This is a genomic window from Erythrobacter sp. R86502 (assembly GCF_042466465.1).
In the GTDB taxonomy this organism is placed as follows: domain Bacteria; phylum Pseudomonadota; class Alphaproteobacteria; order Sphingomonadales; family Sphingomonadaceae; genus Erythrobacter.
This window is the reverse complement of sequence record NZ_JAXHCJ010000001.1, coordinates 1,419,230-1,435,777: the sequence shown is the minus strand read 5'-3', so window position 1 is coordinate 1,435,777 and position 16,548 is coordinate 1,419,230. Positions and strand designations below refer to the sequence as shown.

Genomic DNA, 16,548 nt, shown 5'->3' with positions numbered 1-16,548 from the left:
CCGCTTTCTGGAATGACGCATCACGCGTTTGCAGCGCCGGGCAAGGCAGACGTATTTATCAGTAGCGGCAGTGTGAGCGTGAGCTCGCCCTTATCACTACGCAGCGCCCCGCCAGCGGCGCGGGCCTCGGCGCGGGCCAGCCGTAGGGCAAAACCGGTGCCGAACAGCCCGGCATTGATCGCGCTTTCAGAGGTGCGCGTTGTTGCTGAGAATAGGTTCTCTTCCTCGGCCAACCGTACGGGCAGCATGCAAACCAGATGCGCATGTCCAATGTTGCCCTGGCTGGCAACGTCAAGCCGCACCGCGATCCGTTCATCCGGTGTGCACGCAGAGCCAAGGCTGGCGAGCAGCCGCCATATCAGCGCTTCCGCATCGTCGGCATCAAGTCCGATAGGCACGCTGCCAGTGCCAGCAATGTTCAGATCAAGCCCCGCGCGCTGTTGGCCCATCACGGGGCCAAGCTGTGCAGCAGTCCGCCGGACCAAGGCGGCAAGATCAGTCTCGCCCGGCTCGATGCCGGTTGCCCCGGTTTCAAGCCGCGCCAGCCGATCCAGTTCTTCAAAGCCTGCGAGAATACGTGCAGCATCGGCAGCGATCGCAGCAGCCAGCGCACGATATTCGTGCGGCGCCGGCCCGAACAATTGCTGCTGGATAACTTCAGCATACCCCTGCACGGCGGTCACCGGAGTGCGAAGTTCGTGAAGTAGCTGACGAATGCGATCGGCTTCGCGCGCCGCGGCACTCGACATCGCATTCGCACCACTGATCAACCGGCGAAATCTTCCCAGATAGCCTGTGAAGTGGCCTTCATCGTTGAAATGCGGCTCGGCGTCGACGATCCAGTCGCCGCTGATTGCCGGGGCTCCCTGAAGGCTGATCCTGGCATCGGTGATCGGTTGGCGGCGCGCAAATGCGCGGGCCAGTGCGGCACCGTAAACGCTGCTTTGCCCTCGGGTCTGCTGGGTGAACAATCGAACACCAATAACCATGGGCGCTATCTCAGTGATCGCCCACGCAATCCGGCCGCTAATGTCGGTCGCAAATCCGAAATTGCTAACGTCCACGACTGGACGATCAGCCAGCTCGCCCAAAGGCAGGCGCGGGGAGCTTTCCAGATCAAGCGGGCTATCACCCCGCGTGCGCCGAAATTGCGCAATACGTTCAACCAGAGCGGAAATTTCTGTGCGGCCACTATCATCGCGGTCGCGTGAGCGGACCGGGTTTGCCGCGGTGGTACCGGGAACCTTTCGAAGCATCGGCGCCACGGTGACCGATGGCAGGGGAGCGGAGGGCAGGGGCCGTGCCGGCGAAGGTACGCGTGCCGCCGGCGCGGGATCGATGGCAGGCGGGGCGGCTTGATCTGATGCCTGATCGACCGTCGGTGCGGGAAGGCCGCGATCATGCACGCCCAACCGCGCAAGAAGTGCTTCGACGTCTAAAGGCAAATCGCGCCGAAGACGGAGAAATCCTCGGGCGCGCACCGGAAGGCGCGGGATCAGGGCGGTCCAATCCTCGCTCGTCAGCTCCGCACGAACAAGCGCCGCCGATGTAACCTCAGGCTCCTGATCAGCAAAATGCGCCGCAAGATCGGGACTGTGAAAACGCCAGCCGGGTTCTCGGATCAGGCGCGCGCGGATTTCAGCAGGAATGGCATCAGCCAGCGCGTCCATGCGTAGCCAGGCTGCGGCAAGCAGGCTGTGATCGGAATTGCCCGTATAGGTCCGGTCTTTACCCAGTAGGTCCAGCAATTGCCGAAACTGGGTACGCAGGCTCGCTTCACCCGTGGCGCGCTGCCGCAGCACCGTTGCGAGGCGATCATCGAAAAACAAAGACACCTCCTCAACCGGGCGCAAAACGCGCGAATCGCAAGCAATGGTGCCTGCTGTCTAACCGACGTAGGCGCCATTCACCCCGCCGTCTTATCAGCATGGAATATTTGTCACAGTCTGACGCTGAAGGCGCGTTGCAAAGCGGGACAATTGCTGGCAGACATAATAAAATTAGCCCAACGAGCCATTCGGCACGTGTGTTGTTTCTTGCTATCATAATACAGGTGCGTTGCCGATGGGTGAACGGTGCCGCGCCGGGGGAGCTGTAGCCTAGTGGCCAATCTTGACGAAATTGACCGCCGTCTGCTCGCAGAATTGCAGGCGGAAGGCCGAGTGACGAATGTTGAACTTGCCCAGCGCGTGGGCCTGACTGCGCCGCCATGCCTGCGTCGTGTGCGCGGTCTTGAAGAGGATGGAGTGATCCGCGGCTACCACGCCAATCTTGATCCTTCGAAACTGGGTTTTGCCATCACCGTATTTGCAATGGTCAGCTTGAAAAGTCAGGCAGAATCCAGTTTGCGTGAGTTTGAAGAACACATGCGCGAACTACCCGAAGTGCGCGAATGTCACATGCTGAATGGCGAGATCGATTTCATCCTCAAGGTCGTTAGCAAGGATCTGCAGAGCTTTCAGGAATTCCTGACCGGCAAGCTGACGCCGGCGCCCAACGTCGAAAGCGTCAAGACCTCGCTGACAATCCGCACCGCCAAACAGGAACCCGGCGTCCCGCTTTGAGCGAGGCGGCGCGTCTCGCGGCCCCCGTAACCGGGCAGTGCCTGTGCGGCGCGGTGACGATCACGATCACGGCCATGCGCGCCGAAGTCGATATCTGCCACTGCGCCATGTGCCAGCGCTGGGGCGGGGCCTTCTATGCCGGAGTGAAGGGCGAGAGCGCCGAGGTCACGGGCGAGGATGCGGTGACGATCTATCGCTCCAGCGGTTGGGCCGAGCGCGCCTTTTGCGGCACCTGCGGCAGCAACCTGTGGTATCGCTTCCTGCCGACCGGCGGACGCTCGTTCCTCGCCGGATTGTTCGACCTGCCCGCAGGCTTCGGGATCGAGCAGCAGATTTTTGTCAACGAGAAGCCCGAATGGTATGATATTGCTCAGGAAAGCCCGATGAAGACCGGCCCTGAAGTGATTGCCGAGGCGATGGCGCAGGGGTTGAGCTTCGACTGATCGCCACAGGAGGTGTGTGCCGCATGATCGAACAGCCACCGCCGCCAATCGATAATCCAGCGCCCGTATCCGCTGCGGCGCCGCTTGCTGTGCCGAACGCGGACGGGCGCGTCGTGATCGACCTCACCCGCCTCGTCCCGCCGCCACCCGATGAGCCCTGCGCGGCCCAGGCGCCCGATCCCTTCAACCCGGAAATCGTGGTGTGCACGGCTGCCGGGCCATCGCCGCGCCTCGGGCCGGCAGTGGGGCCCGTGGACGAGGAATTCGGCAGCGCCATCCCGCGCGCACGGGTCAAGCTGTCCGACACCGCCAGCGCCGAGGCCAATGCGACTGCGCCCGGCGTCGGCGGGATCAATGCCCAAGGCGGCGAGGTGCGTTTGAAGATCGACTTCTAGTGCAGCTTCAACCGCGGCCGCACGATCCGGTTGACGCGGCCGACCAGCATCAGGAAGGTCGCTTTGATCCAGCCGTGAATGCCGATCAGGTGCATTTGGTATAGCGAGGTGTAGATCAGCCGCGCCAGCCGCCCTTCGATCGCCATGCTGCCGCCCACCAGATTGCCCATCAGGCTGCCCACCGTCGAGAACCGGCTGAGCGACACCAGCGAGCCTTTGTCCTGATAGCGGAAGTGCTTGAGCGGCTTGCCGGTCTGCATCCGGCAGATATTGGCGAACACGGTCGACGCCATCTGATGCGCGGCCTGCGCGCGCGGCGGGACCGGGCGATCATCGCCGGGCGGGGTGTAGCTGGCGCAGTCGCCCAGCGCATAGATGTTCGGATCGGTGGTGGTCTGCAGCGTGTCGGTGACCAGGATCTGGTTGCGCGAATTGGTTTCCACATCCAGCCCCGACACGAACTCGGCGCCCTTTACCCCGGCCGCCCAGACGATCAAATCAGCTTCGATCACTTCGCCGGTCCTGGTGATCAACCGGCGCGGGCGGGCTTCCACCACCTGCACATCCGGGCGCACCTGCACACCCAGTTGCCCCAATTCGTGATGCGCCGCGTCGGCCAGCTTTTCGGGCAGGGCGGGCAAAATCCGCGGGCCCGCTTCCAGCAGCGTCACGTGCATCCGGCTCTCGTCGAACACCTCGAGCCCGTAGTGCCTCAGCGCGCCGGCTGCGTTGTAGAGTTCCGCTGCCAGTTCCACGCCGGTGGCGCCGCCGCCGACGATGGCAACCCGAACCTGTTCATTGGCGGTCGGGTCGTTCATCATCGCCCGGCTGACGCGCAGGCAGTGGTTGAGCAGCCGGGTTCGGAACCGGTCGGCCTGCACGCGGCTGTCGAGATAAAGGCAGTGCTCCTTGACGCCGGGCACGCCGAAGTCGTTCGACACCGATCCCATCGCCAGCGCGAGGATATCGTAGCGGATGGTGTGCGATTCGATCAGCTCGCTGCCGTCATCGTCCTTGACCGGGGCAAGGCGGATGGTCTTGGCGGCGCGGTCGATCCCTTCAAGGCTGCCCTGAAAGAAGCGATAGCCCCAGCGATAGCAGTGGCCGCGATAGCCGACCTCGTCGAGATTGGCGTCGAGCGACCCGGCGGCCACCTCGTGCAGCAGGGGCTTCCAGATGTGGGAAAGGTTCTTGTCGACCAGGATGATGTCGTGCCGCTTGCGGCCGTATTTCGCCCCGAGGCGGCGGACCAGTTCAAGCCCGCCGGCGCCTCCGCCAACAACGACGATCTGGGTCTTGCGGCTCATTCAGGCACTCCCTTGCACAAGCGTGCAGCGCAATCCCGAGCAAGCCTATAGCCGGGCAGCAAAACAAAATCGCGTCAAATCATGTCGCTGAGACAGAATTGTTCGTTCTCGGCGGGCAAATCGCAGCTTCATAAGCAATTGGGCGGCGCGGTCCAACCTCGCCGCCCGTCTATTCTGTCGTTTTGCGTTGCAGTGCAGCATTCTTGCACTGCTGCTGGTGGACGCTGGCCTAAGCCTCGCGCTCCTCCAGCCATTGTTCCAGCCACTTGATCGAATAATCGCCGTTCAGCACGTCGTCCTGCCGCAGCAATTCGCGGTGCAGCGGAATGTTGGTCTTCACCCCATCGACCACCATTTCCTCGAGCGCACGGCGCAGGCGCATGATGCAGCCTTCGCGGTTGCGGCCATAGACAATCACCTTGGCGATCATGCTGTCGTAATAGGGGGGGATCTTGTAACCGGCGTACAGGCCGGAATCGACGCGCACATGCATGCCGCCAGCCGGATGGTAATATGTCACCAGGCCCGGCGAAGGCGCGAAGGTGAAGGGGTCTTCGGCGTTGATCCGGCATTCGATCGCGTGGCCGGAGAATTCCAGCTCGTCCTGCGTCACCGACAGCGGCTTGCCTTCGGCGATGCGGATCTGTTCGCGCACCAGATCGACCCCGGTAATCGCTTCGGTCACGGGGTGTTCGACCTGCAGACGGGTGTTCATCTCGATGAAGTAGAACTCGCCGTTTTCCCACAGGAATTCGATTGTGCCCGCGCCGCGATAACCCATGTCGCGCATCGCCTTGGAGCAGACCTCGCCCATCCGCGCGCGTTCTTCGGGCGAGATGACGGGGGAGGGCGCCTCTTCCAGCACTTTCTGGTGACGCCGCTGGAGCGAGCAGTCGCGCTCGCCCAGGTGGATCGCGTTGCCCTGACCATCGCCGAATACCTGGAATTCGATGTGACGCGGGTTGCCGAGATACTTCTCGATATAAACGGTCGCATCGCCGAACGCGGCCTTCGCCTCGCTACCGGCCTGCTGGATCAGCGTTTCGAGCTGGTCGGGGCTGTTGCACACCTTCATGCCGCGCCCGCCGCCGCCGCTGGCGGCCTTGATGATCACCGGGTAGCCGGCGGCTTCGGCAATCGCCTTGGCTTCGGTGATGTCGGAGACCGCGCCATCCGATCCGGGGACCAGCGGCAGGCCGAGCGCGCCGGCGGTGCGCTTGGCCTCGATCTTGTCGCCCATCGTGCGGATATGTTCGGGCTTGGGGCCGATCCAGATGATGTCGTGCGCTTCGACGATGTCGGCGAACTTCGCGTTCTCCGACAGGAAGCCGTAACCCGGGTGGATCGCATCGCACTGCGCGATTTCAGCTGCCGAGATGATGTTGGCGATGTTGAGATAGCTTTCGCCAGCCGGCGGCGGGCCGATGCACACCGCGTGATCGGCAAGGCGCACGTGCATCGCGTCGGCATCGGCGGTGGAGTGCACCGCGACCGTCTCGATCCCCATTTCATGCGCAGCCCGGTGGATACGCAGGGCGATCTCGCCGCGATTGGCGATCAGGATCCGTTTGATGGCCATGGCTATTACGAAATCACGACCAGGGGCTGATCGAATTCCACCGGCTGCGCGGTTTCGATCAGGATTGCGGTGACCGTGCCGGCGCGCGGCGCGGTAATCGGGTTCATCACCTTCATCGCTTCGACGATCAGCAGCGTGTCGCCTTCCTTCACGGCCTGGCCGACCGATACGAACGGCGCAGCGCCGGGTTCGGGCGTGAGGTAGCAGGTGCCCACCATCGGCGATTTGACCGCGTTGGTCATATCGGGGCCAGCCGCCGCTTCGGGCGCGGCTGGGGCAGCGGCTGCAGGGGCCGGTGCAGAAGCAACAGCGGCCGGAGCCGGCGCAGCGGCGTAAACTGACGCCGCAGCGGCAACCGCGCCGCGCGACACGCGGATCTTGCGGTCGTCATCCTCGACCTCGATTTCGGTGAGGCCGGTCTCGTTGAGCAGTTCAGCAAGCTCACGCACCAGCGCGGTGTCGATGTTCATGCCCCCCGACTTGCGCTTACCCGCATCTTTGCCGTGTCCGTCGTCGTTCGACATGAAAACCCCTTGGTCAGTAAATCGCCTGTTATGGCGCCCGGACTATTGCGGGCAATTGCGGCTGGCAAGTGGCAGCGGTGCAAAATGTGAAAGTCGGGTGACGAAATCAGACCTGTCCCGACGCTACGGCCTCCAGCGCGATGCGGTAGGAGTCCGCCCCGTGGCCCTCGACCGTCAGGGCCGCGGCCATGCCGACATAGGACAGGTGGCGGAACGCCTCGCGGGTCTTGGGATCGGACAGATGCACTTCGATCACCGGCGTGCGGATGGCCTTGACCGCGTCGAGCAAAGCCACCGACGTGTGGGTATAGGCCGCCGCATTGAGCAGCACCGCGCGCGCGCCCTCGGCCTGCGCTTCATGCAGCCAGTCGACCAGCATGCCTTCGTGATTGGTCTGGCGCATCTCGATTTCGAGCCCGAGTTCGCGGGCGCGGTCTTCCAGCATCCCGGCGATATCATCGAGCGTGGTGGTGCCATAAATCTCTGGCTCACGCGTGCCGAGGAGGTTGAGGTTGGGGCCGTTGAGGACATAGACGAGGTTGGTCATGGGACCGCTGTTAGCCCGCGCCCGGACTTTGCAAAAGCGCTACCTTTCGACGCCCCTCACCTTCCCCCACTGCCGCGCCGCCGTGTAACCAAGATATCCAGTGCCAAACAGCGCATAAAGCGGTTCGGGCAGACCATTGAGATAGGCGTTTATCCCCGCAGCAATATCGCGCGCGGCCAGCGGCTGGAAAGCGCTGAGCACGCCCATCGGCAGCGCCGTCAGCAGCAAAATGTACATGATATAAAGAAAGCTCGGGCGTGCGCGACTTGTCCACGGGTCGGCGGAATTGGCTTCGGCCACGATGGCCTGCAACTGCGCTTCGATCATCCGCATTTCCTGCGTTCCTTCCAGAGCAATCAGTTCCAGCTTGGCGCGGGCCTGCGCCTCCTTGTCAGGGATGATCTTGTCAATTATCGAGGAAACCGGGCCGATTAGCACGTCGAGTATGGCCATTTTGCGCGCTCCTTGTAGATGAGTCGTTCACGAAATTGACCAAATGGGTTAAAGTAGGAAAGCATTTTAACCTATTTGCTGTCGACCTCGGCAAGCAGCCGCTGCGCCAGCGCGAGATGTGGACGGTCGAGCATCGCCCCGTCCAGAGCCACTACGCCAGCGCCGGGATGGTCGGCAAAGGCCTGCACCACGGCGCGAGCGTGCGCCATCTCTTCGACGCTGGGCGTAAAGGCAGCATTGATCGGATCAACTTGTGCCGGGTGGATCGCCAGCATTCCACGAAAACCTTGCGCGCGCACCCGCCGTGCCCGCGTTTCCAGCGCAGCCAGATCCCTAAATTCGGGCTGCACCGTTTCAATGGCTGCCACCCCGGCTGCCGACGCGCCGATCAGGCAAAGACTGCGTGCCATTTCATAGGTGTGGGAGTATTCGCCGTCCGCCCCACGCTGTTCGCTTGCGCCCAATGCCGATGACAAATCCTCCGCCCCCCAGCTCATCGCCGCCAATCGTGCCTTACCCGGATAGTCGCCCGCATAATCGCCGGTGCGGAACATCGCTGCTGCAGTTTCGGTCACCAGCGCGGCAATCTGAGTGGTGTTCTGTGTAATGCCGTTGGCGGCTTCAAGCGCGGTCAGATAGTGGTGCAGTTGCGCAATGTCGGCTGCTCCTTCGGCCTTGGGCAGAAATACTCCGCCGGGCTTGGCAGGCATGATCGCTACCAGATCCGCGATGCAGTCAGCACCGGTAATCGGATTGATCCTAACCCAAAGGCGGTTACGATCGTCCGATGCTGCGATATGTTCCGCCACCAGAGCGCGTGCGGCTGGCTTGTTTTCGGGGGACACCGAATCTTCCAGGTCCAGAAGCGCGATATCCGCCGGGCCGGACATGGCTTTGCCGATCTTCTTCTCGCTGTCTCCGGGTGCAAACAGCCAGGATCGCATCCGGCGGGTCGTGGGCACAGAAGTGTTCATGAGGCGCATCCTTTTGTATAGCAAGGCGCATACGAAGCGCGCCAGCCACCCGCAACCATGCAAGCAGCTTGCCGCCCGTTTCTGTTAGGAGGTGACCGATCAGGTTGCTATATGAGACGCAAAATATCAACGCAGGGGAAAACCAGCCGTGGCTATTGCATTTACCGTCAACGAAAAGCCGGTCAGCGTCGATGCTGAAAGCGATACGCCGCTGCTTTGGGTTCTGCGTGACAATCTGGGAATGACAGGGACTAAATTTGGCTGCGGAATTGCGGCATGCGGCGCTTGCTCGGTTCATGTCGATGGCGCGATTACCCGGTCTTGCAGCGTATCCTTGGGCGAAGTGGCAGGCAAAGCCATCACCACCATCGAGGGTTTGAAAAATTCTGAAGGCGCGCTTCACAAGGTGCAGGCCGCCTGGATCGATGCACAGGTGCCGCAATGCGGATACTGCCAATCGGGACAGATAATGGCCGCCGTTGCCTTGATTGAAAAGGTGGGAACGCCATCCGATTCGCAAATCGACGAAGCAATGACGAACATTTGCCGCTGCGGCACCTATCCGCGCATCCGCGCCGCTATCCTTGCTGCGACCAGTAGCGCCGCTGCGAGCAGCCGACAGCAGGGAGACGCTTGATGGCAGACAATCCCAATCCTGACCTGGACTATGCCGAAGCCCGGACCCCGGCTGCAAAGCCGAAGAAAAAGGGCGTGAAACGCCGCATATTTCTCGCAGGCAGCGCCTTGCTTGTTGGGGGGGGCGTCTTTGGCGTGTGGTGGACGGACAGCAGCGCAAAAGCCAAAGGCAAGGCGCTTACAGTTAGCCAAGGCGAACACGGGTTCCTTACGTGGATGAAAATCGCAGAAGACGATACGGTCACGGTATATTCGCCGCATATCGATTTTGGCCAAGGGTCACATACTGCGCTGGGTCAGATGCTTGCCGATGAACTGGATGCGGCATGGGAAAAGGTCAGGATCGAACAGGCCCCGGCTGACCTGGCCTTTGCCAACAGTCCATTGGGGCAAGGTTTTCTGGCGGACACATCCGGTTACCCTGGCTTGGTCAACGCCTTGCCTCAGGCGATTGTCGCGATGATTGCCCGGGCATTGCCATTGCAGATCACCGGAGGATCATCCGCCATCCGCTTCACCGGAGAGGTCGGGATGCGCAAAACGGGAGCGGCCGTTAGGCTGGCCCTGATCGAAGAGGCGGCAAATCGGCTTAAAGTCCCGGTAAGTGAGCTGACGACGTCGAACAGTTTCGTGACGCATGCGAAGTCGGGACGCAGCCTGCGTTATGGCGAACTGGCGGCGGGTGCGGCGGGACGGTCGCTTTCGGGTGACCCTGTCCTCAAGACGCGGGACCAATGGACTTTGATCGGCACACCTGTTCCGCGCGGTGATATCCCGTCCAAGGTCGATGGCAGTGCGGTGTACGGCATAGATTTTCGTCTGCCCGACATGCGCATTGCCGCTATCGCGGCAGCACCAGTGCGCGGCGGCACCCTCGTTTCGGTCGATAAGTCGCCAGCGATGGCGGTCAAAGGTGTCGAAGCTGTCGTATCGCTCGATGATGCAGTGATCGTCGTGGCAAACGGATATTGGCCCGCTGCCAAGGGACTGGCCGCGCTCAATCCCGCGTTTTCCGACGGGGGGCATGCCAGCATGTCGACACCCGCGATTTATGCGGCGCAGGACAGGCTCCGCAAGGCGGGCGGGGAACCTGACAATACAGGCGGCCAAGGCGATGTGATCGCCGCCTTCAGCGATGCCGGCTCGACGGTCGTGGAAGCAGAATACCGCGTTCCCTTCCTGCATCACGCGACCATGGAGCCATTCGCGCTGACCGGTCACTTCAATGACGGTATCCTTACGATATGGGGAGGGCTGCAAGACCCGCTCAGTACCCGCGCTCGCGCAGCAAAAGCGGCCGGGCTAGGTATGGATCAGGTTGTTTTCCATCCAATGATAATGGGCGGCGGCTTTGGTCGCCGCTTCCCCGATATCGTCGAAGCGATCGATCAGATTGCATTGCTGGCCAAGCAGGTTCCCTATCCCGTCAAAATGATATGGAGCCGTGAAGAAGACGTTCGCCGCGGGGCGTATCGGCCGCAATCTTCGGCAGGATTGAAAGCTGCAATCAAGGACGGCGCGATTACCGGGTGGCGAACGGACTACGTGCAAAGCGGCAATGCCGAAGGCGAAGTTCCGTTCATTTACGCCATTCCAGCGACCTCACGCCGCCACTTTGCCTATCAATCGAACCAGATAGATGGGCCATGGCGTTCGGTAAATGCGACGCAGATCGGATTTTATACCGAAAGCTTCATGGACGAACTCGCAGCTGCTGCGGGCCAGGACCCCTACCAGTTCCGCCGTAGGCACCTGTCCGCCGGCTCCCGCCATCAGGCCGTGCTCGACACTGTAGCGCAGCGATCGGGCTGGGGTACGGCACTTGTCGAAGGCCGGGGCCGCGGCATCGCGATTGTCGAAAGCTTCGGGACGATCGTGGCCGAAGTCATCGAAGCCAGCCTCAAGGACGACGGCAGCCCAACCGTGCACAAAGCCTGGGCGGTGGTCGATTGCGGGACCACGGTGAACCCGCTTAATGCCGAAGCGCAGGTCATGGGCGGTCTGGTGATGGGCCTGTCTTCTGCAATTGGTGAACAGATCACGCTGGCCAATGGTGCGGTGGAGCAAAGCAATTTTTCCGATTACCCGATCCTGAAGCTCGCCGATGCACCATCGATGGTCGACGTCCACTTCATCGAAAGCGGCGCGAAGACGGGAGGGATTGGCGAACCGGGCCTGCCACCTGCCACGCCCGCACTTGCCAATGCCATCGCTGCGCTGACGGGCAAACGCATCCGCAATCTGCCCATCCTAAACCAAGCGCTGGCGTAAATTGGCGGGTTGGTCCGCGCTGGTTCTTGCAGGTGGAGCGGGGCGACGCTTTGGTGGGGGCAAGTTGCTGGCCGATTGTGCCGGCGCTCCGCTGGTCCGGCGCGTCACCGAAGCGGCGTCCAGAGCCGGTTTTGCTGACCTCTTGGTAGTGACAGGCGCTGACCACGCAATGATCAAGACCGCCCTTCATGGGCTGGATTGCCGTATTGCTCACGCCGCCAATTGGGCCGAAGGCATGGCCGCCACCTTGCGCTGCGGGATCGCTACGCAAAAGAAAGACAGCGAAGGCGTCTGTGTATTTCTGGGAGACATGCCGCTGGTTCCGATGCACCTGTGCCCGGCCATCAGCGCTGCCGCCGCATCAGCAGGTTATGCCGCACGCCCGCGCCATGACGGGAAACCCGGACATCCGGTTGCCTTCACGCGCCACGCGTTTTCCGATCTTATGATGCTGACAGGCGATCAGGGCGCGACGCCGTTGTTGCGCGCACACGCGGACAAGGTGACGTATTACGATACCGCGGATTGCGGGGTTGTGTTTGATGTCGACACCCCCACCGACCTCGAAACCGCCGTGCGGCTGTGGAAAGATCGCGCAATCTCCGCCACGAGCGACAGCGCGACATCTTGCGGAGCTTTTCCGAAACCCGGAAGCCCGATGGGCGCATGAAGGCGCGCAATATTCGCCGCGCTCACGCCCTGCTGCCGTAGCAGGTCAATGCGCGCTGCAAGTCGCGTGCGCGCACCGATAGCGCCGATATAGAAGGCATCGCTCTGCAAGGCCGCTCCCAGACCGATCTCATCATCTTCGCGGTCGTGCGAAAGAACGGCGATGGCTGTCCAGCGGTCCGGAGCGATCGCAGCAAGCGCGTTCACGGGATCAGAGGCATGATATGCGTTCACGGGAAAGGGAGGCGAGGTGGGGCCACCGGGCGCGATCAGAACCACATCCCAGCCCATGTCCTGCGCCAGCGCCGCTGCGGCCATGGCAGCGCCATCGTCACCCATTAACACCAGTCGCAAGGGCGGGGTGTACACACGCACGTACCGTAGACCGTCCCATCCATGGGGGCTTGTGCCATCGCAGGCCATCGCGGTGCGGGTGGATCCGTCGCTTGCCCACAGCACACAATGCCTTTGTCGCCAGCCATCCAATGCTGCGCTGATTGCGGGGTCATCTGCCTGAACAGGTTCGACAAGAACGCTGATCCCTGATCCGCAGGCCAGTTTGATGTCGATCCACGGACTGCCTTGACCATATCGCAGCAATCGCGGCGTGCCGTCAGCCATCGCCGCGCGCGCGTGGCGCGCAACGTCGGCTTCGATACAACCGCCAGATAGAAAGCCCCACCAGGCGTCGTCGGTAACGATCATCTGCGCCCCGGGATCGCGCGGGGCCGATCCATCAACCTCGATCAGTGTCGCCATCCCAAAGCGCGCAGGTATGGTGCTTTCGGAAATCAGGACCGCACGAATATCATCGATGGGAGTGGCTTGGCGCCAGCGGTTCATGGACAGCGAGCTTTCGTGAAGGAAGAAGTCCCGAGCGTAGCTGCCTCGCCGTGTTGGCGCAATCAGCGCCCCGTCATGCCGTATCCGAGCACAAAAAAGGGGGGAAACCACTGGTCGGGACGAGAGGATTCGAACCTCCGACCCCCACACCCCCAGTGTGATGCGCTACCAGGCTGCGCTACGTCCCGTGACCAGTGGAGCGGCGCCTATAGGGGGACGGATTGTAGCTGGCAAGAGGTTTGGGAGAAAGTCGTGATGAAGGGTGGCAACCGGCCGGTTGCGGTGCGATTGCGGGCTGCTTGCAATGCTGCTAGGCGCGCCCACTTGAACGCGGGGGAGTTCGCCCCTTGCTTGACATTCACGGTATCCTGACGGGTTTTATCGCATGACATTCGACCTACTCGCTGCTGCTGCAGCCGGCACTGCCGCCGCGCCGCCTGCCTGGATCAGCTTTTTGCCGATCATCGGCATGATCGCCATTTTCTGGTTTCTGATTATCCGCCCGCAGATGAAGCGTCAGAAAGAACATCAGGCCAAGATTACCGCAGTCAAGAAGGGCGATCAGGTCGTGACCGCCGGCGGACTCGTTGGCAAGGTGATGAAGGTTGACGAAACCTACGTCGAATTGGAACTGGGCGCCAACGTCAGGGTCAAGGCTATCAAGGCGACCTTGGGTGATATCATCCAGCCCGGCGGCAAGCCCGCCAACGATTGACCCGCGGGCCAACGCTGTGCCCTATCTGACCCCTTGCGCGTGAGACCCTGACGCAATGCTCGAATTCCCGCTCTGGAAAAAACTGTGGCTGTGGGGGCTGACCTTGGCCGCTGCCGTGCTGGCGCTGCCTTCGCTGTTCAACGTTTCGGGGCTGGACTGGCCTTCGGGACTGCCCAATCCGCAAGTCAATCTTGGGCTGGATTTGGCCGGGGGATCGCACCTTCTGCTAGAAGCCAAGGCGGCTGATGTCCGTGCGCAGCGGCTTGAAAACATGGAGGAAACCGTCCGGCAGCTGATGCGGGGGGCAAGTCCGCGCATCCGCATTGGCGATGTGTCGACGGCTGACGGGCAATTGTCGTTCATGCTCGAAAATGCAGCTGACATTGATCGGGCCCGCGGTTTGATTGAACCTGTGATGCAGGGCAACACTACGGTTCGCGAATGGGAATTGCAGGTTGTCGATGGGCAGCGCATCGTGCTGTCGCAGACCGATGCCGGGGTCGAACAGGCACTTGATGATGCCATGGCGAGCGCGACCGAGGTTGTGCGGCGGCGGATCGACGAACTTGGTACGCGCGAGCCTACCATCATTCGCCAGGGTGCTACCCGTATCGTGGTGCAGGTTCCCGGCTTGCAAGATCCGCAGGCGCTGAAGGATTTGCTGGGTAAGACCGCGCAGCTCGAATTCAAGCTGGTTGCCGATCCCGCCGGATCGCAGGTTGGCACCGAAATTTTCCCCTACGCCCCCGGCACCGGGTTTGACGGCCAGTTCGTCACCGTTCGCCGCCTTGGCGGTATTCGCGGCGACAATCTCACCGATGCGAAGGCCGGCGTGAATCCCGAAAACAACCAGAGCGTGGTCAACATCACGTTCGATGGGCAGGGCGGCGCCAAGTTCGCCAAGCTGACGACCGAAAATGTCGGCAAGCCCTTTGCGATCATTCTCGATCAGCAAGTGTTGTCGGCGCCGAACATAAATGAACCGATTATTGGCGGAAGCGCGCAAATTTCAGGCAGTTTCACGCCAGAAACCGCCAATAGTCTGGCCATTGCGCTTCGTTCGGGCGCCTTGCCTGTGCCGCTGGCCATTGTCGAGGAACGCACCGTCGGTCCTGATCTGGGTGCGGATTCGATCCGCAAGGGCCTGCTCGCAATGGCGATCGGCAGTATCGCCGTGATCGCGCTCATGATCGCCACTTATGGACGTTTCGGGGTCTATGCCACGATAGCGCTGGCATGCAACGTCCTGATGTTGCTTGGTTTGATGGCCTTGGGCGGTTTCACGCTGACATTGCCGGGGATCGCAGGTTTCGTCATCACGATCGGCGCGGCGGTGGATGCCAACGTGCTTATCAACGAACGCATCCGCGAAGAACGCGCGCGTGGACGCAGGGTCGTTGCTGCGGTCGAAACGGGGTACAAGGAAGCCAGCCGGGCGATCTTCGATGCCAACCTCACCAACGTCATTTCTGGCGTTGCGCTGTTCGCATTCGGCTCCGGGCCGGTGAAGGGTTTTGCTGTTGTGCTGGTGATTGGTATCATCACGTCGGTCTTTACTGGCGTGACGCTGACCCGCCTGATGGTTGCCGGATGGCTGCGCAAGGCGCGGCCCAATGACATTTTGATTTGAGAGGAACGAGACGATGAAACTCCTGAAGCTCGTCCCGGACAACACGAATATCAAGTTCCTGAAACTGCGTATTCCGTTCTTCGTCCTCAGCATTGTGCTAATCTTGGGAAGCTGGGCTGCGGTTGCGGTCAACGGTCTCAATTTCGGTGTGGATTTTGCCGGCGGTCAGGAAGTGCGCATGACCTTCGCCCAGCGAGAAACCGCGCCGATTCCATCGTTAAGGGAACTGGTGGGGGGCCTTGGTTATGGCGAACCTGTGGTGCAGGAATTCGGCGCACCAAATCAGGTGTCAATCCGCGTCCCGTTGCCGGAAGGTACCGAGGACACGCCCGGTGCTGCCACCGCGATTGGTGACAAGGTTATCGCGGCAATCGAGCAACAATATCCAGACGCTCGCAAGGACGGCAATGACACGGTTTCCGGCAAGGTTGCCGGTGAATTCCGCAATCAGGCGGTGCTCGCTCTTCTGGCGGCGATGGCCGCGGTGTCGGTTTACATATGGGTCCGCTTCGAATGGCAGTTCGGCGTGGGTGCCATGTTCGCTCTGGTCCATGACGTGTCGGTCACGGTTGGTCTTTTTGCGCTAACGCAAATGGAATTCAGCCTTCAGATTGTGGCGGCTATCCTGGCGATCATCGGCTATTCGCTTAACGACACCATCGTAGTCTACGACCGCATCCGCGAGAATTTGAAGAAGTTTCGAAAGATGCCGCTGGCAGAATTGCTGGATTTGTCCGTGAATGAGACTTTGGCTCGCACGGTCATGACTTCGCTGACACTGTTCATCGCGCTGATCCCGCTGCTGATATTCGGGCCGCCGAGCCTGTTTGGCATGGTTGCGGCAATCACCGCTGGTTTGTTCATCGGCACCTATTCTTCGATCTACATGGCGGGGCCACTGCTGATCTGGATGGGGGTAACATCAACAAGTTTCGTTCCCACCGAAAGTGCTGCTGATCGGCAGGATAAGATCGCCCGCGGTCAGGTTTGATCAACTG

At 61.5% G+C, this 16,548-nt stretch carries 16 protein-coding genes, 1 tRNA gene and 1 pseudogene; 9 read left to right on the top strand and 9 right to left on the bottom strand.

Features of this window, described 5'->3' with window-relative positions:
• Nucleotides 1–20: 20 nt before the first annotated feature.
• Nucleotides 21–1,835 carry a histidine kinase dimerization/phospho-acceptor domain-containing protein gene (locus SJY33_RS06910; protein WP_379921896.1) on the bottom strand — a complete coding sequence of 605 codons (1,815 nt, stop codon included), beginning with the start codon at nt 1,833–1,835 and terminating at the stop codon, nt 21–23.
• 267 nt (nt 1,836–2,102) lie between these two features.
• On the opposite strand from SJY33_RS06910, the gene SJY33_RS06905 reads away from it, so the two are divergent.
• Genes SJY33_RS06905 through SJY33_RS06895 form a run of 3 tightly spaced genes read left to right on the top strand, consistent with a single transcriptional unit; the run spans nt 2,103 to nt 3,402 of the window.
• A complete protein-coding gene (locus SJY33_RS06905) occupies nt 2,103–2,564 on the top strand; it encodes an Lrp/AsnC family transcriptional regulator (RefSeq protein ID WP_379921895.1) in 462 nt (153 codons plus the stop codon).
• Nucleotides 2,561–3,007, top strand: a complete 447-nt coding sequence (locus tag SJY33_RS06900; RefSeq protein ID WP_379921894.1) for a GFA family protein — start codon at nt 2,561–2,563, stop codon at nt 3,005–3,007. The genes SJY33_RS06905 and SJY33_RS06900 overlap by 4 nt, the downstream gene beginning before the upstream one ends.
• Before the next feature lie 23 nt (nt 3,008–3,030).
• Nucleotides 3,031–3,402 carry a hypothetical protein gene (locus SJY33_RS06895; protein ID WP_379921893.1) on the top strand — a complete coding sequence of 124 codons (372 nt, stop codon included), beginning with the start codon at nt 3,031–3,033 and terminating at the stop codon, nt 3,400–3,402.
• Here SJY33_RS06895 and SJY33_RS06890 read toward each other — a convergent pair.
• The 6 genes from SJY33_RS06890 to SJY33_RS06865 all read right to left on the bottom strand — a co-directional run bounded on the left by SJY33_RS06890 (nt 3,399) and on the right by SJY33_RS06865 (nt 8,786).
• Nucleotides 3,399–4,709, bottom strand: coding sequence for an NAD(P)/FAD-dependent oxidoreductase (locus SJY33_RS06890; protein WP_379921892.1), 1,311 nt, complete (start codon nt 4,707–4,709; stop codon nt 3,399–3,401). The genes SJY33_RS06895 and SJY33_RS06890 overlap by 4 nt on opposite strands.
• Before the next feature lie 229 nt (nt 4,710–4,938).
• A complete protein-coding gene (gene accC, locus SJY33_RS06885) occupies nt 4,939–6,288 on the bottom strand; it encodes an acetyl-CoA carboxylase biotin carboxylase subunit (RefSeq protein ID WP_379921891.1) in 1,350 nt (449 codons plus the stop codon).
• Nucleotides 6,289–6,293: 5 nt separating this feature from the next.
• The gene (gene accB, locus SJY33_RS06880; RefSeq protein ID WP_379923537.1) at nt 6,294–6,758 is read right to left on the bottom strand and encodes an acetyl-CoA carboxylase biotin carboxyl carrier protein; all 465 of its coding nucleotides are present in this window, start codon (nt 6,756–6,758) and stop codon (nt 6,294–6,296) included.
• A 160-nt stretch (nt 6,759–6,918) separates the two neighbouring features.
• Nucleotides 6,919–7,359 carry a type II 3-dehydroquinate dehydratase gene (locus SJY33_RS06875; RefSeq protein WP_379921889.1) on the bottom strand — a complete coding sequence of 147 codons (441 nt, stop codon included), beginning with the start codon at nt 7,357–7,359 and terminating at the stop codon, nt 6,919–6,921.
• Between the two features lie 39 nt (nt 7,360–7,398).
• Complete coding sequence (locus SJY33_RS06870) at nt 7,399–7,812, bottom strand: holin family protein (protein ID WP_379921887.1); 414 nt, start codon at nt 7,810–7,812, stop codon at nt 7,399–7,401.
• Nucleotides 7,813–7,883: 71 nt separating this feature from the next.
• Nucleotides 7,884–8,786, bottom strand: a complete 903-nt coding sequence (locus tag SJY33_RS06865) for an HpcH/HpaI aldolase/citrate lyase family protein (RefSeq protein WP_379921886.1) — start codon at nt 8,784–8,786, stop codon at nt 7,884–7,886.
• A gap of 148 nt (nt 8,787–8,934) precedes the next feature.
• On the opposite strand from SJY33_RS06865, the gene SJY33_RS06860 reads away from it, so the two are divergent.
• The 3 genes and pseudogenes from SJY33_RS06860 to SJY33_RS06850 form a co-directional block, all read left to right on the top strand.
• Nucleotides 8,935–9,423 carry a (2Fe-2S)-binding protein gene (locus SJY33_RS06860; protein WP_379921885.1) on the top strand — a complete coding sequence of 163 codons (489 nt, stop codon included), beginning with the start codon at nt 8,935–8,937 and terminating at the stop codon, nt 9,421–9,423.
• Nucleotides 9,423–11,693 carry a molybdopterin cofactor-binding domain-containing protein gene (locus SJY33_RS06855; RefSeq protein WP_379921883.1) on the top strand — a complete coding sequence of 757 codons (2,271 nt, stop codon included), beginning with the start codon at nt 9,423–9,425 and terminating at the stop codon, nt 11,691–11,693. Before SJY33_RS06860 ends, SJY33_RS06855 begins: the two co-directional genes overlap by 1 nt.
• Before the next feature lies 1 nt (nt 11,694).
• Nucleotides 11,695–12,180 (top strand): annotated as a pseudogene (locus SJY33_RS06850) (NTP transferase domain-containing protein); the annotation flags it as partial.
• 23 nt (nt 12,181–12,203) lie between these two features.
• On the opposite strand, the gene SJY33_RS06845 reads toward SJY33_RS06850, so the two are convergent.
• Complete coding sequence (locus SJY33_RS06845) at nt 12,204–13,205, bottom strand: XdhC family protein (protein ID WP_379921882.1); 1,002 nt, start codon at nt 13,203–13,205, stop codon at nt 12,204–12,206.
• Nucleotides 13,206–13,316: 111 nt separating this feature from the next.
• Nucleotides 13,317–13,393 (bottom strand) — tRNA-Pro (locus SJY33_RS06840).
• A gap of 197 nt (nt 13,394–13,590) precedes the next feature.
• Here SJY33_RS06840 and yajC point away from each other — a divergent pair.
• From yajC to secF, 3 genes are read left to right on the top strand one after another with little or no spacing between them, the layout of a single operon-like run.
• Nucleotides 13,591–13,920, top strand: coding sequence for a preprotein translocase subunit YajC (gene yajC / locus SJY33_RS06835; protein ID WP_379921881.1), 330 nt, complete (start codon nt 13,591–13,593; stop codon nt 13,918–13,920).
• Nucleotides 13,921–13,975: 55 nt separating this feature from the next.
• Nucleotides 13,976–15,550 carry a protein translocase subunit SecD gene (secD, locus tag SJY33_RS06830; RefSeq protein WP_379921880.1) on the top strand — a complete coding sequence of 525 codons (1,575 nt, stop codon included), beginning with the start codon at nt 13,976–13,978 and terminating at the stop codon, nt 15,548–15,550.
• Nucleotides 15,551–15,563: 13 nt separating this feature from the next.
• Nucleotides 15,564–16,541 (top strand): protein translocase subunit SecF, encoded by a 978-nt coding sequence (secF, locus tag SJY33_RS06825; RefSeq protein ID WP_379921878.1) that lies wholly within the window; start codon nt 15,564–15,566, stop codon nt 16,539–16,541.
• Nucleotides 16,542–16,548: the final 7 nt, after the last annotated feature.